This window comes from Rhizobium sp. WW22 (genome assembly GCF_047041135.1).
GTDB lineage: Bacteria > Pseudomonadota > Alphaproteobacteria > Rhizobiales > Rhizobiaceae > Rhizobium.
Genome location: NZ_CP178199.1, coordinates 36,768 through 49,699 on the forward strand (window position 1 = coordinate 36,768; position 12,932 = coordinate 49,699).

13 protein-coding genes and 2 pseudogenes are annotated in these 12,932 nt (G+C 59.6%); 9 read left to right on the plus strand and 6 right to left on the minus strand.

Annotation, left to right across the window (positions count from 1 at the left end; genetic code table 11):
• Positions 1-8: 8 nt before the first annotated feature.
• The 6 genes from ACK83U_RS19030 to ACK83U_RS19055 all read right to left on the minus strand — a co-directional run bounded on the left by ACK83U_RS19030 (position 9) and on the right by ACK83U_RS19055 (position 4,603).
• Positions 9-878, minus strand: a complete 870-nt coding sequence (locus ACK83U_RS19030; RefSeq protein ID WP_112610916.1) for an alpha/beta fold hydrolase — start codon at positions 876-878, stop codon at positions 9-11.
• Positions 875-1,276: a hypothetical protein gene (locus ACK83U_RS19035; protein WP_029616264.1), complete on the minus strand. Its 402-nt coding sequence runs from the start codon at positions 1,274-1,276 to the stop codon at positions 875-877. Before ACK83U_RS19035 ends, ACK83U_RS19030 begins: the two co-directional genes overlap by 4 nt.
• On the minus strand, positions 1,273-2,460 hold the full coding sequence (locus tag ACK83U_RS19040; protein WP_051970546.1) for a muconate/chloromuconate family cycloisomerase: 1,188 nt from the start codon (positions 2,458-2,460) through the stop codon (positions 1,273-1,275). The genes ACK83U_RS19035 and ACK83U_RS19040 overlap by 4 nt, the downstream gene beginning before the upstream one ends.
• A gap of 73 nt (positions 2,461-2,533) precedes the next feature.
• Positions 2,534-3,403, minus strand: a complete 870-nt coding sequence (locus tag ACK83U_RS19045) for a dioxygenase (RefSeq protein WP_112610914.1) — start codon at positions 3,401-3,403, stop codon at positions 2,534-2,536.
• A gap of 38 nt (positions 3,404-3,441) precedes the next feature.
• Entirely contained in the window at positions 3,442-3,966 is a 525-nt protein-coding gene (locus ACK83U_RS19050) for a flavin reductase family protein (protein WP_112610912.1), read from the minus strand.
• Positions 3,953-4,603: an FAD synthetase gene (locus ACK83U_RS19055; protein ID WP_412474959.1), complete on the minus strand. Its 651-nt coding sequence runs from the start codon at positions 4,601-4,603 to the stop codon at positions 3,953-3,955. The genes ACK83U_RS19050 and ACK83U_RS19055 overlap by 14 nt, the downstream gene beginning before the upstream one ends.
• 183 nt (positions 4,604-4,786) lie before the next feature.
• Here ACK83U_RS19055 and ACK83U_RS19060 point away from each other — a divergent pair, with 183 nt between their 5' ends.
• The 9 genes and pseudogenes from ACK83U_RS19060 to ACK83U_RS19100 all read left to right on the plus strand — a co-directional run bounded on the left by ACK83U_RS19060 (position 4,787) and on the right by ACK83U_RS19100 (position 12,931).
• A complete protein-coding gene (locus tag ACK83U_RS19060; RefSeq protein WP_112610908.1) occupies positions 4,787-6,364 on the plus strand; it encodes a 4-hydroxyphenylacetate 3-hydroxylase N-terminal domain-containing protein in 1,578 nt (525 codons plus the stop codon).
• Between the two features lie 440 nt (positions 6,365-6,804).
• Positions 6,805-6,903 (plus strand): annotated as a pseudogene (locus tag ACK83U_RS19065) (DNA resolvase); the annotation flags it as partial.
• 75 nt (positions 6,904-6,978) lie between these two features.
• Positions 6,979-7,286, plus strand: a pseudogene (locus ACK83U_RS19070) (UbiA family prenyltransferase); the annotation flags it as partial.
• Between the two features lie 240 nt (positions 7,287-7,526).
• Positions 7,527-8,222 carry a GntR family transcriptional regulator gene (locus tag ACK83U_RS19075; protein ID WP_112610906.1) on the plus strand — a complete coding sequence of 232 codons (696 nt, stop codon included), beginning with the start codon at positions 7,527-7,529 and terminating at the stop codon, positions 8,220-8,222.
• A gap of 21 nt (positions 8,223-8,243) precedes the next feature.
• Positions 8,244-9,155 carry an agmatinase gene (locus ACK83U_RS19080; RefSeq protein WP_112610950.1) on the plus strand — a complete coding sequence of 304 codons (912 nt, stop codon included), beginning with the start codon at positions 8,244-8,246 and terminating at the stop codon, positions 9,153-9,155.
• A 343-nt stretch (positions 9,156-9,498) separates the two neighbouring features.
• Positions 9,499-10,101 (plus strand): amino acid synthesis family protein, encoded by a 603-nt coding sequence (locus tag ACK83U_RS19085; RefSeq protein WP_112610904.1) that lies wholly within the window; start codon positions 9,499-9,501, stop codon positions 10,099-10,101.
• Between the two features lie 24 nt (positions 10,102-10,125).
• Positions 10,126-10,962 (plus strand): alpha/beta fold hydrolase, encoded by an 837-nt coding sequence (locus tag ACK83U_RS19090; protein WP_183716303.1) that lies wholly within the window; start codon positions 10,126-10,128, stop codon positions 10,960-10,962.
• Positions 10,959-11,894, plus strand: coding sequence for a flavin reductase family protein (locus ACK83U_RS19095; protein ID WP_112610900.1), 936 nt, complete (start codon positions 10,959-10,961; stop codon positions 11,892-11,894). Before ACK83U_RS19090 ends, ACK83U_RS19095 begins: the two co-directional genes overlap by 4 nt.
• Positions 11,891-12,931 carry an LLM class flavin-dependent oxidoreductase gene (locus tag ACK83U_RS19100; RefSeq protein WP_112610898.1) on the plus strand — a complete coding sequence of 347 codons (1,041 nt, stop codon included), beginning with the start codon at positions 11,891-11,893 and terminating at the stop codon, positions 12,929-12,931. The genes ACK83U_RS19095 and ACK83U_RS19100 overlap by 4 nt, the downstream gene beginning before the upstream one ends.
• The last annotated feature ends 1 nt before the right edge of the window (position 12,932 follow it).

Here is a 12,932-nt window from a genome sequence, read left to right on the forward strand (position 1 = left end):
ATCGTCCCTCAGATATGAGCCAGCTCCGCCCTGGAGTGCCTCATACGCTCCAGCGCCTCCTCAAAATAGGGTCGGAAAGCAGAAGGGTTCTCGCTCATCGGAAAATGTCCAAGATCCTTCATGATGGCAAGGGTGGCGCCGTCAATCGCTTCCGCCGTACGGCGGGCGTCCTCGGGTGTGCAGGTCAGGTCGTATTCTCCGCACATGATATGTACCGGCGTTTTTCTCGTGTCGATCATTCCCAGCCTGCCGGTGAGGCTGTCATCCTTCGTGTAGAAACTGAGATCGCCGCGGAACACACCCGGCCCCGATTGCATGAACATCCACTGGGTGTTCCAGCGTTCGACAGACGGCGCCTGGGGAGCAATATTGGCCGACACGAGGGCGGCGCCCATCTCTCCGCCGTGGGCGTCGGGACGATGGAACCAGTCGATGTCATACCAAGCGGGCTGGAAATCGGACGCCTCGATGGCGATGAACCCGGCAAAGCGATCGGGATGCAGCGCCGCCAGTTGCAGAGCGATCCGGCCTCCCATGGAGCACCCCGCGAGCAGTGGCTTCTCCAGCCCCAGCGCACTGCAAAACGAGAGCACTGTTTCAATGTAGGTTCCGGTGGTCAGCAGGTATTCCGCCGTCTCGAAGCCTTCCGGCGGGAGGGACTTGCCGTGCCAGGGCATGTCGAATGCCACGAAGCGGTGCGAACTGGTGAACGCCTCGTCGTTGAGAATGAACCGCCATTGGCGGGTATCGGCTCCGGCGGTATGCAGGCAGACAACCGGGCGGCCCTGGCCGGCTTCCTCGAAGTAAACCCGCAATGGTGTGCCATTGACGGTCAGGCGGACATACCGGCCGGTGATCGGTTCGATGGACGATGTCATGGGCGTTCCTCCCGTCGGCCCAGTGCCATGAATTCCTTGAAATAGCGCAGGTTCTTCACGAGAGTCAGAATGTCTCCGTCGATGCGGCCGTGCCCATATTTCACGAGGCCGAAGATGTCATGGTACCCAGGCTCTGGCAGCGGGTGCCAGAATTTGTCCAGCGCCTCACCTTTGACCCTGAGCGCGAAGCGCCACGGCAGTTTCTTGCTCGGACCTTCCTTGATCTCAACCACGCGGCCCTTCTCGAAGGTGAGGTAGAATTCATCCCGGTCTATTTCGAGCAGCACGGTCTCATTGAACAGGCGCCCGAGGCGCAGGAGATGAGGGGTGGCGTTGAGCCTCTCCGCCATGTCTTCGAGTTTGAACCGATGGAGTGCGTACGGCATTTCCGGTGTCATTGGCTTCCTGCCTTGCGCGCCATGAAGCGTACCTTGTCTTCGTCGAGGGTCACGCCGAGGCCGGGACCAGTCGGCACATGGATCTCGAACTCCTCGAAGACCAGCGGCTCCGCGACCAGATCGTCCACGAGAATACGGGGACCGAAGTGCTCGCTTCCCCATTCGAGCTTGGGAAGCGTCGAAAACACAGCCATGTGCGCTGCTGCGCCGATGCTGCTTTCCAGCAGGCATCCGCCGTAAAGCTCGATGCCGAATGCCTGCGCGATGCCGGCCGCTCGCTTGAGCTCAAGGAGCCCGCCGCTTTTCACCAGCTTGAGGGAATAAACACTTCCGCAGGCCTGCGAGGCGACGCTCGCCAGTTCCGTGTTGGTGAAGGCCGCCTCGTCGATGAGAAGCGGGATGCGGGTTCGGGAAGCGACGCGCGCCATGGCATCGCGTTGGGATGCCGGAACCGGTTGCTCGATCAGCGCCACGCCAAGTTCCTCGAGCGCCGGAAAGAGCCTGATGCACAGAGCTTCCGTCCACGCTTGATTGACATCGACGATCAGCCTCACGTCGTCGCCCAAGCCGCCGCGCAAGTGTTGCAGTCGCTTGACATCGGCATCCGGCGTGTTGAAGCCGAGTTTGATCTTGAAGTCCCTGTGCTGACGCAGACGCAGCTTCTCGCGTGCTTCTTCCAGTTCCTGCCCGGCATCGCCGGAGGCAAGCGCCCAGATCACGCCGATTCTGTCGCGGACCTGCCCGCCGAGCAATGCACTGGCGGGCAGGCCGAGCGTGCGTCCGACGGCATCGAACAGTGCCGACTCAACGGCCGCCTTCGCAGCGAAATTGCGCGTCGCCGCCTTTGACATGCGCACCGCATTGGCCTCGAACAGCATGGCATCCTGATCGGCGAGTGCGGGGGCGAGATAGTTTTCGATGACCGCCTGTATCGACTCCACGCTCTCCTCAGCCCAACGTGGCCCGCCGAGCGTGGATGCCTCGCCGATGCCCGTGACGCCGTTCTCAAGGCGAACCCGCACGAGGACGAATCCCTGGTGGGCAATCTCCGTATTCGAAAGCTTGTGCCGCCGAACGGTAGGAGCCTCGAGAATGGTCGCCACAATGGAGCGAACCCGCATGTCCCGGGCGTTGACCGCAGAGTGGTCCGGAATTGAGGATGGTTCAGCGCTGGCGAGGGGCATTTTCCTATTGCCTTTCGAGCTGATCCGCTGAGACATGTCTCGGCGGATCGATGCTTGAGTGCTTGTTTGGTGATTACTCGGCGGCGACAGCGATAGCGCCCGCGGCCGGCTTGAGCTTGAAATCGAATTCCATGACAAGGTCGGTATCCGCATCGGCTGCGGCCTTGTCCATCTTGCCGATGAGGCTTTCCTTGACTGCGAACACCGAGTCGTTGTCGAGATACTGGGTGTCAGCGTCATAGATCTGCGAGACGAGGCTTTGATAGCCATCCTTCTTGAGCATGAAGTGGATATGGCCTGGCCGCCACGGGTGGTGGCCCATATAGTTCAGCAGCTCTCCGGCGGCTCCATCATAGGGGATCGGATAAGGAACCGGCCGAATGCCGACGAATTCGTATTCGCCTCTTTCGTCGGTCAAGAAGCGGCCGCGAAGATTGTAGTCGGGCTGCTCAGGATCCTGCTGTTCATAGAGCCCGTTCGGAGCATCCTCCCAAACGTCGATCGTCACGCCCTCAACCGGACGCCCGGCGGTATCGCGCACGGTTCCGCGGACACGCACGGTCTCGGAGCCTTCGAAGCTCTTCTGAACAATGGAGGCGCCTTTCGGCAAAACCGGCGGGTTGTCTCGATAGAACGGCCCGAGGACAGTAGATTCGCTCTCACCATCCGTCACGGTGTGGTCGAGCATGTCGACCAGAACTTCGACGCCCAGGATGTCGGAAAGCAGAATGAACTCGTTGCGAGCATCATCAGAGATGTGTCCGGCGCGGACGAGGAATTGACAGACTTCAATCAGCTCCGCGTGGGTGATCTTCGCTTCGATGCAGAAGCCGTGGATGTGACGGATGAGGCTCTCAAGAATCCCACGGTTTCGGGCCGGGATATCCGAAGACAGCGCGGCGATTACAACATCCGAGATGTTTTGCTGGGTTACGTTTCGCATTTTCTCCTCCTTGCAAACTGTAAGTATGCGGTTCATCCTCACCACATAAACTCGGTCTCGACCTGCAGCAGGCCAGCCGTAGTCTTTCGCGTATTTTCCATGGCGCCGAATTTGCCTTTGAAGAAAAGCAGTGGTTCGTCGCCTCCGCTTCCCGCGAGCGACTGAACATGGCCCACGAAAATTGTGTGATCGCCGGCGAGGATTTCGTCGTGGACGATGGCCGAGAACGTGACGATCGCGCCGCGGATCACTGGAAGGTCATCGAGAGTGTCGAACAGATCATGCAGGTCAGCGTTTGGCTTGCCTGCGAAATGCCAGGCCACGGCGTCCATGCCGGACGCAAGAACGCTGAGGGCGAAGCGGCCCGATTTTTGGATCTTCTCCAGCATTCGAGCCTTCTCGGCGATTGAGATGGCAATCAGTGGCGGATCGAGAGAAATCGACATGAACGCGTTCGCGGTCATGCCGTGATCGTGGCCGTCGCAGTGGGTCGTGATGATGTTCACACCGGTCGCGAAGACACCACAGGCGTCGCGAAACGTGCGGGGATCAAGCAGTCGCATGGTGCCCTCCATTGTCGTTGGATCCTCGAAACGGCGGAAGCTCCGACCATCCTTCCAGTCGTTCCGCCTCCAGGAAGCGTCCTGCGGCCCTAAGGGCTCGAATCCGGGTGCTCGATACGACCTCTCCAGACTCGCAGCATACGGCCGGAAGGATGCGAGTATCGAAGTGGCTGGCGAGCAACGCTGGGTTTCCCTTCTTGCAGGAACCGAAGCGAAAATCCGAGCCGAGCCAAATGACCCGCGGCGAAATCCGACCGATTTCGCGAATGAAATCATTTGCTGTGCGGGCCCTATAGGACGCGTCGAAACGGGCGACGACGATGTGATCGGGGCCGAGGGCGCTTATCCGCTCGATTTTCTCATCGATCGAAGTGAGGGGGCGGGCACCGCACAGCAGAGCCTTGGGAGGTGGATCGAATGTGTAGACGACAGAGGGAACGCCGAGACATTGCGCATTTAGCACAGCCGACCGGATCAACGCCTGATGGCCGCCATGAACCCCGTCGAAGGCTCCGATCGTCAAGGCCGATCCGCAAAGCGTCAATTCTGCCTCATCTTGAATCTGCACATGAATGCGGGGTTGATGATCCATGGTCTCCTCCCATGTTCCCAGCCGTAGCGCCTTCGCCAGCGCCATCGATGAGTATATCTAGCGCCTGACGGCATGCTCTGCGATGCCTGAAGCGGTATCGCATGATACCTATCAATCGCTCCCTTTAAGCGCATAGTTCTCTCCCTCGGAAAGGGAAGGAGTGCCCTTTCGGATCAAAGCGCCGCACCGGCACGCAGCCCACCCGGCCAAAATGGAGGAGTGAACGACATGCACAATCTGGCTATCGCGTCCGAGGAGAACGCAAACTCGACCGACGCCTACACCGGTTCGGAGTTCCTGGAGAGCATTCAGGACGGCCGCGAGATCTACATCTATGGTGAGCGCGTCAAGAACGTCACCGAGCATCCGGCATTTCGGAATTCCGCGCGCATGGTGGCGCGCTGGTACGATCGCTTCCATGAAAAGAAGCAGCAAATCGGCGTGCTGACCGACACGGGGTCGGGCAAGTTGACGCATCCCTTCTTTCTCGGCTCCAAAACGAGCGAAGACCTCATCAAGTCACGAGACGCTATTGCCGAGCTGCAGAAGGTCTCCTACGGCTGGATGGGCCGGTCCCCGGACTACAAGGCCTCGTTCCTCGGAACGCTGGGTGCGAATTCCGACTTCTACGGCGAATACGCCCAGAATGCGCGTGCCTGGTACGCCCGTACGCAGGAACGGCTCGACTATTGGAATCACGCTATCGTCAATCCGCCGATCGACCGTGACCGCCCGATCGAGGAGGTTCGCGACGTCTTCATGCATGTAGAGAAGGAAACGGACAAGGGGCTCATCGTCTCGGGAGCCAAGGTTGTCGCGACCGGCTCGGCCCTCACGCACTACAATTTCATCGCCCACTACGGCATCCCGATCAAGGACAAGTCCTTCGCGCTGATCTTTACCGCGCCGATGGACTCGCCAGGTATCAAGCTCATTGCCCGCTCGTCATACGAGTTCAACGCGGCCGCGACCGGATCGCCGTTTGACTACCCGCTTTCGAGCCGTATGGACGAGAACGACTCCATCCTCGTCTTCGACAAAGTCCTGGTGCCCTGGGAGAACATCTTCATCTATGGAGACGTCGACAAGATCAACCAGTTCTTCCCGGCATCGGGCTTCGTCCCGCGCTTCACGCTGCATGGCCTTACGCGTCTGTCGGTGAAGCTCGACTTCATCGCAGGCCTCTTCTCTATGGCTGTCGAAGCAACGGGTTCGAAGGATTTTCGCGGCGTGCAGGCCGGCGTCGGCGAGGTCATCGCGTGGCGCAACACATTTCATGCACTGGGTGATGCGATGGTGAAGTCGCCCGTTCCGTGGCAGGGAACCGAAGGCTACAACCTGCCGAACCTCAATGCCGGTCTTGCCTATCGCGTGCTGGCGCCGATGGCGTATCCGCGCATCAAGGAGTTGATCGAGCGTCACGTCGCGAGCGGCCTCATTTATCTGCCGTCGAGTGCTGCTGATTTCGAAAGTGAGGCTATCCGCCCTTACCTCGACCGCTTCGTCCGTGGGTCGAACGGCTATGCCGCGCTCGACCGCGTCAAGCTCCTGAAGCTTCTATGGGATGCCATTGGCACGGAGTTCGGCGGTCGCCATGAGCTCTATGAGCGCAATTACGCTGGCAACTATGAAAACCTCAGGATCGAGACCTTAGGGGCGGCGACGGTAACCGGCGATCTCGAGTCCATGCAGTCCTTGGTGAAAGACTGCATGAGCGAATATGACCTGTCCGGATGGACGGGTTCTGATTTGATAAATCCGGATGACATTAGCCTGGTCGGCCGGGGTACAGTCCAGGCTGCCTAGTGGTTCCATGGCAAGCTTGGTTCGGCTTCGCCTTACCGCAGCTCCAAATACTTGTCGCATGCCTCCAACCCTTGAGAACTGGGTTGGAGGCATGGGGATTTTGAGGCCGACCAGATCAAGGAAGCGGTCGACACGGTCGGGGGCAGCCCACTACCATCAATTCGTTCGCCGTGATCCGCTTCTCCGACGGATTTCTGGCGGCTGACCGGTTCGAGTAGAACGACCCGAGATATCAGCCACTGCAGACCTTTGCGCCCTCGACAACCAATGGCCGACTTGGGTCGCACTTTGCCGTCTACAGGGAGACTATCCAACGGCTGTTGTGTCGCGAAACCCGCCAAAAATCCCTATCGTATGAAAGTTGTCATGGTCGCTAGTGTAAACCGCCTGATCGCTGCTTAAGGTAGTCTTTCGCCCCCTTCCGCAAACGACCCCTTATTGCTGAAGGACGCAGCTATCGCTGGATCGCACGCGATCTCGGGATCAGCAAGAACACCGTCAGCGACGTCGTCAGACGCAATCGCGCACCCGTCGAATGATTGGTTTGTTAGCGCCGGTTGCAGGGTCAGCAAAAGTCTCTATCGTGCATCTCAATGTAGTCGTGGAATACCAAGATGAACACATTAAGCCGACCAGGCCTCAGCGATATTAAAAAAGGAGACTGGGTAGATCGGCGTTTGCCTAAGGCATGGCAACCCTACACAAGGCTTGCACGGCTAGACCGTCCAGTAGGAATATGCTCACACTATTCCCTTGCTGGGCGGCGCTCGTCCAAGCGTCGTACGGGATTCCCGAGCTTCGACACTTGATCGTCTTTACTCTCGGCGCATTGCTGATGAGAAGTTCTGGTTCGACCGTGAACGACATCGCTGATCAAAAGTTCGACGGACACGTTGAACGAACACGATTTCGCCCCTTGGCGATACCTGTTTGCTTGCGCGTTCTCAAGTCGTAGCCAGCTGATAACAAGGGGAGTGATCACCTTGAGTACGCTGCCCACTGAACTCGTGGCGTTGTTTGACCAACCGCCTCTTCGCGGAGGTTGCATACGGCGGTCGCCCCGCGTCACATGCCGTTGACGTCACGCCGGCATTGACTTCATTTCGACAATAGATGATTTTGGTACGCCATATTATGGCATCCGAAGATCGAGGGTGTGAAAATGAATGATGATGCGCATGGCGCCGCAATTCGCGTGGAGCGTCCGACGAAGACGTTGCGGGAGCTCGCCCTCGACAAGGTGCGAGAGGCGATCATCAACGGCTATTTCCGCCCGGGCGACCGCTTGGTGGAACGCGATCTTTGCGCGCAGCTCGGCGTCAGCCGCACGATCGTGCGCGAGGTCCTGCGCCATCTCGAATCCGAAGGCCTCGTCGCCAATCTTCCGAACAAGGGGCCGATCGTCGCGCAGCTCAATCATGACGAAGCCAAGCAGATCTACGAGATCCGCGCCGCGCTCGAAGGGATGGCGGCACGGCTTTGTGCCGAGCAGAACAACCCCGCGATCGCCGATGCCCTGGACAAGTCGCTTGAGGACATAAGGCATAGCTACCGCGAGAAGGATATGGCCGGCGTGCTCGCTCACACATCGTCCTTCTATCAGACGCTGTTCAGCATGGTCGACCGCCATGTGGCCTGGGGCGTCGTCAACCTTCTGACCGTGCGCATCAATCACCTGCGCTCGATGACGATCAAGACGCAAAATCGCGATGTCCAGGGGCCTGCACAGATGGCGCGTATCGTCGACGCGATCCGGCGTGGCGACGGTGAAGGCGCCTATCAGGCGGCGATGGATCATGTCACCAGCGCAAGCGCCATTGCCCAGGCCGTGCTTTCCGGCCGGCAGCCGATCGACTGATTTCTCGCCAAGGCCATGAAGATGACGGCTTCCTCTTCCTTTCTCGGCTTCTCGGACCGCCTTGACGATGGCCATCTGCCGCGTGTGGTGATCTTCGGGGCGGGGCACGGAAGCACCTATCCCGGCAAGGACAGCAGCGGCTATGCCTTATCGCCCGGGGCAATCCGAGACGCCAGCCAGGGTGATGCCGGGCTTGTCGACCACTGGGATTTCGATCTCGGCGGCCCGCTGTTCGAGGGCAAGCCGATTTCCTGCATCGACGTGGGGAACATTGAGACCGTCATGCATGACAATGCCGGCAACCGAAGCCGGATTGAGGCCAAGACACGCGACGTTCTGGCATTGTCAGCCGTGCCGATGTTGCTTGGCGGTGACTGCTCGGTAACGATCCCTTTTATTGCAGGCTTTGCGGATCACGGACCGGTCTGGGTACTGCAGCTCGACGCCCACATCGACTGGCGTGACGAACTGCATGGCGAGCGCTATGGCTATTCGAGCCCGATGCGCCGGGCAAGCGAAACGGCGCATGTCGCCGGAATGGTTCAAGTCGGTCTTCGCAGCGTCGGAAGCGCCCGTTCCACCGAGATCGAGGCCGCGCAGAGCTACGGCAGCCACTTCGTGACCGCCCGCGAGATCCATGCGCAGGGCGTTGCAGCGGCCCTTCGGCATATTCCGGAAGGAGCGCGGGTTGTCGTCACCTTGGATTGCGACAGCATCGATCCCAGCATCATGCCTGGGGTTGCCGCGCGGACGCCGGGCGGTCTCACCTATACGCAGGTTATCGACCTGATCGCCGGCCTCGGCCGACGGGCTGATATTGCGGGTTTCGATCTGGTGGAACTCTATCCTCCCGCCGATATCGACGGCCTTTCGGCCTTGACCGCCGCGCGCATTGTCGTCAATGCGATCGGCACCATCGTCCGCCAGGGGTAACGCCGGCGAAATTCTCGCCGTGTGACGAGCAGGCGTGCATGATGCCGATGAGCGTCACGCCGCATCAAATTGTTCGTTTGCCTTCGTGAAGCGGGTTGACTTCGCCGCCTCTTCGGTGTGACGGTATACCATAATAACGAATACAAAAGCAAAATACTCACGGCTGAAGATGCGCGATGACAAGCACCGCTTTCGCCGGCGCTTGTTCGTGCCTATTCATAAAGCACTGATATAGCTGACTATTTTAGAAAGCGGCAGGTTTTTCAGTTCCGGTCGTTCAAAGCTGCTTGACAGTATAGTATTATGGCATACCATCATACGCATTCTTAGATGAGAGCGAGCCATGAGCCTTCAGATCCGAAAAACTGTCCTGCAGATCGAAACGACGCTTGTTGAAGGGGAGAAGGCAGCGGCCACGCCGTTAAAGCTCTTCTCGGCATCCGCGATCGTCAAAAACCCTTGGGCCGGTCGGGGCTTCGTCGCGGATCTGAAGCCCGAGATTCATGCCGCCGCGCCTGTTCTTGGTGAATTGCTCACCAAGATGATTATCGATGCGGTCGGATCGGGCGAGGCCGTCGAGGCTTATGGCAAATCCGCCGTCGTCGGTCTCGATGGCGAGATCGAGCATGCATCCGCGCTGATCCACACCCTTCGCTTTGGCAATCATTATCGCCACGCCGTCGGCGCCAAATCCTATCTCGCCTTCTGCAACACGCGCGGACCGGCCAATGCGCCGATCATGATCCCGCTCATGGACAAGAACGATGAAGGTCGTCGTTCGCATTATCTGACGATCCAGACGTCGGTCCCCGATGCGCCTGCCGCCGATGAGATCGTCGTGGCTCTTGGCGCCTCTGTCGGTGGACGGCCGCATCATCGCATCGGCGATCGTTATCAGGACCTTAGGGATCTGGGACAGGACGTCTCCAATCCGGCCGGCGTATAAGGATCGGATGCTTGGATGCCGGCAATGGAAACGATGGATCAGAAAAAGGCCGGTCACCTGACTGTGGGAGGCTTGCTCCGCAAGCACACGGCGCATGGCACCGCCTATCATGAAGTCGGCAAAGGCGAGCCGCTGATTCTGATCCATGGTGTCGGCATGCGGCTTGAAGCCTGGACGCCACAGATCAAGGCTTTTTCCGGAAGCTATCGCGTCATCGCTGTCGATATGCCGGGTCATGGGGAAAGCGTTGGCTTACCCCCTGGCAGCAAGCTGGAAGCCTTTGTCGCCTGGTTTGGCGGCTTTCTCGATGAGATGGCGTTCAGTAAGGTCAATGTTGCCGGCCATTCGATGGGTGCGCTCGTTGCCGGAGGGGCTGCCGCCACCTTCGGTGAGCGGATCAAGCGGATCGCCTATCTCAATGGCGTCTATCGGCGCGATCCGAAGGCCAAGGCCGCCGTGCTGGCGCGCGCAGCGGCAATACCGTTGACGGGCGTCGACAAGGAAGGCCCGCTGCTGCGCTGGTTTGGCGATGATGCCCAAAGCGCGGTGGCGCGCGAGCTCACCCGCAACTGGCTGAGCCTTGTCGATCCGCAGGGCTACTCCACCGCCTACGCGGCTTTCGCCGGCGGTGACGAGACCTACGCCGATCGCTGGCCCGATGTCGGGGCACCGGCTCTGTTCCTGACGGGATCCGACGATCCAAACTCGACGCCGCGGATGGCGGAGCAGATGGCCGCGGCTGCACCCAAGGGCTGGGCACGGATCGTCGAAGGGCACCGCCATATGGTGAACCTGACGGCGCCGGATACCGTCAATGAGCTGCTTGCCGAGTGGCTTTCATGCGGGGAGGACGCAAGATGACGACACAAGCTTTCGATCCGAGGGCGCTGCGCGACGCCTTCGGCGCATTTCCGACCGGTGTGACGGTCGTGACGGCGCGCGATCAGGCTGGTCTTCCGATCGGCTTTACGGCCAACTCCTTCACGTCGGTGTCGCTTGAGCCGCCGCTTCTTCTTGTCTGCCTCGCCAAGACCTCGCGTAATTTTGCCGCCATGACGAGCGCGAAGCACTTTGCCATCAATGTGCTCTCGGAGACGCAGAAGGCCGTCTCCAACACCTTTGCGCGGCCCGTTGAAGACCGGTTTGCCGCCGTCGAGTGGAGTTCCGGGGCGGATGGCTGTCCGATCCTTGCCGATGTCGCCGCCTGGTTCGAATGTGCCACGAGCGAAGTCATCGACGCCGGCGACCATGTCGTCCTGATGGGACGGATCGTTTCGTTCGACAACAGTGGCCGCAATGGACTTGGCTATGCTCGCGGCGGCTATTTCACGCCAATCCTGGCAAGCAAGGCGGTCTCTGCCGCTGCGGAAGGCAATATCGAGCTTGGAGCAGTCGTCGAGCGCGATGGCGAAATCCTGCTGCTTGGGGAAGAAGTGCTTGCTCTTCCGAATTGTGAGGGCAGCGAAGGAAGCCCCGCCGACATTCTCGGTCAGTATTTGCAAACGCTGACAGGCCTTACCGTGACCGTCGGCTTCCTCTATTCCGTCTATGAAAGCAGGAGCGATGGCAAGCATCACATCGTCTATCGTGCCTTTGCTTCACAAGGCGAACCGCGCGAGGGCAGGTTCCTCAAGCCGGATGCACTGACGACGGCGCACTTCAAGACCAGTTCCACTGCCGATATCGTCGCCCGCTTTGCGCTGGAAAGCCAGATCGGCAATTTCGGGGTCTATTTTGGCGACGAGACCTCCGGCATGGTGCGGCCGGTTTCCGGAAAGGCGGTGCAGATATGAAATTCTCTCTCTTCGTCCACATGGAGCGTCTCGACGCGAGCCAGACGCATAAAAGCCTTTATGAGGAGTTCGTCGCGCTTTGCGAGATCGCCGACAAGGGCGGCATGCACGCGATCTGGACGGGCGAACATCATGGGATGGATTTCACTATCGCGCCCAATCCCTTTGTGACGATCGCCGATCTGGCGCGCCGGACGTCACGGGCGAGGCTCGGAACGGGAACAGTGATCGCGCCCTTCTGGCATCCGATCAAGCTTGCCGGCGAAGCGGCGATGGCCGACATCATCTGCGACGGCAGGCTCGATATCGGCATCGCCCGCGGCGCCTATTCCTTCGAATATGAACGGCTGCTGCCGGGTCTCGATGCATGGGGCGCCGGTCAGCGCATGCGCGAGCTGATCCCCGCCGTGAAAGGCGTCTGGCAGGGCGATTACGCCCATGAAGGCGAGTTCTTCAAATTCCCGTCGACCACCTCGGCGCCGAAGCCGCTGCAGCAGCCGAACCCGCCGATCTGGGTTGCCGCGCGCGACCCGAATTCGCATGAATTCGCTGTCGCCAATGGCTGCAATGTCCAGGTGACGCCGCTCTGGCAGGGCGATGATGAGGTCGAGGCGCTGATAGGGCGGTTCAACGATGCCTGCGCCAAGAGCCCGCATATGGAGCGACCGAAGATCATGCTCCTGCGCCATACCTATGTCGGCTCCTCGGAGGATGACATCGCACGGGCTGCTCATGAGCTCAGCGTCTATTACAACTACTTCTTCGCCTGGTTCAAGAACGAGAAGCCGATCCATCAGGGCCTGATCGAGCGTATTCCGGAAGAGGATATTCGCGCCAATGCCATGCTGTCGGATGCGGTCATGCGTAGCAATAACGTCGTCGGAGATGCATCCACAGTGATTGCTCGGCTGAAGACCTATGAGGCGATGGGCTACGACGAATATTCCTTCTGGATCGACACTGGCATGTCATTCGAGCGCAAGAAAGCTTCGCTCGAACGGTTCATCGCCGAGGTCACGCCGGCATTTGCGGAGTGAA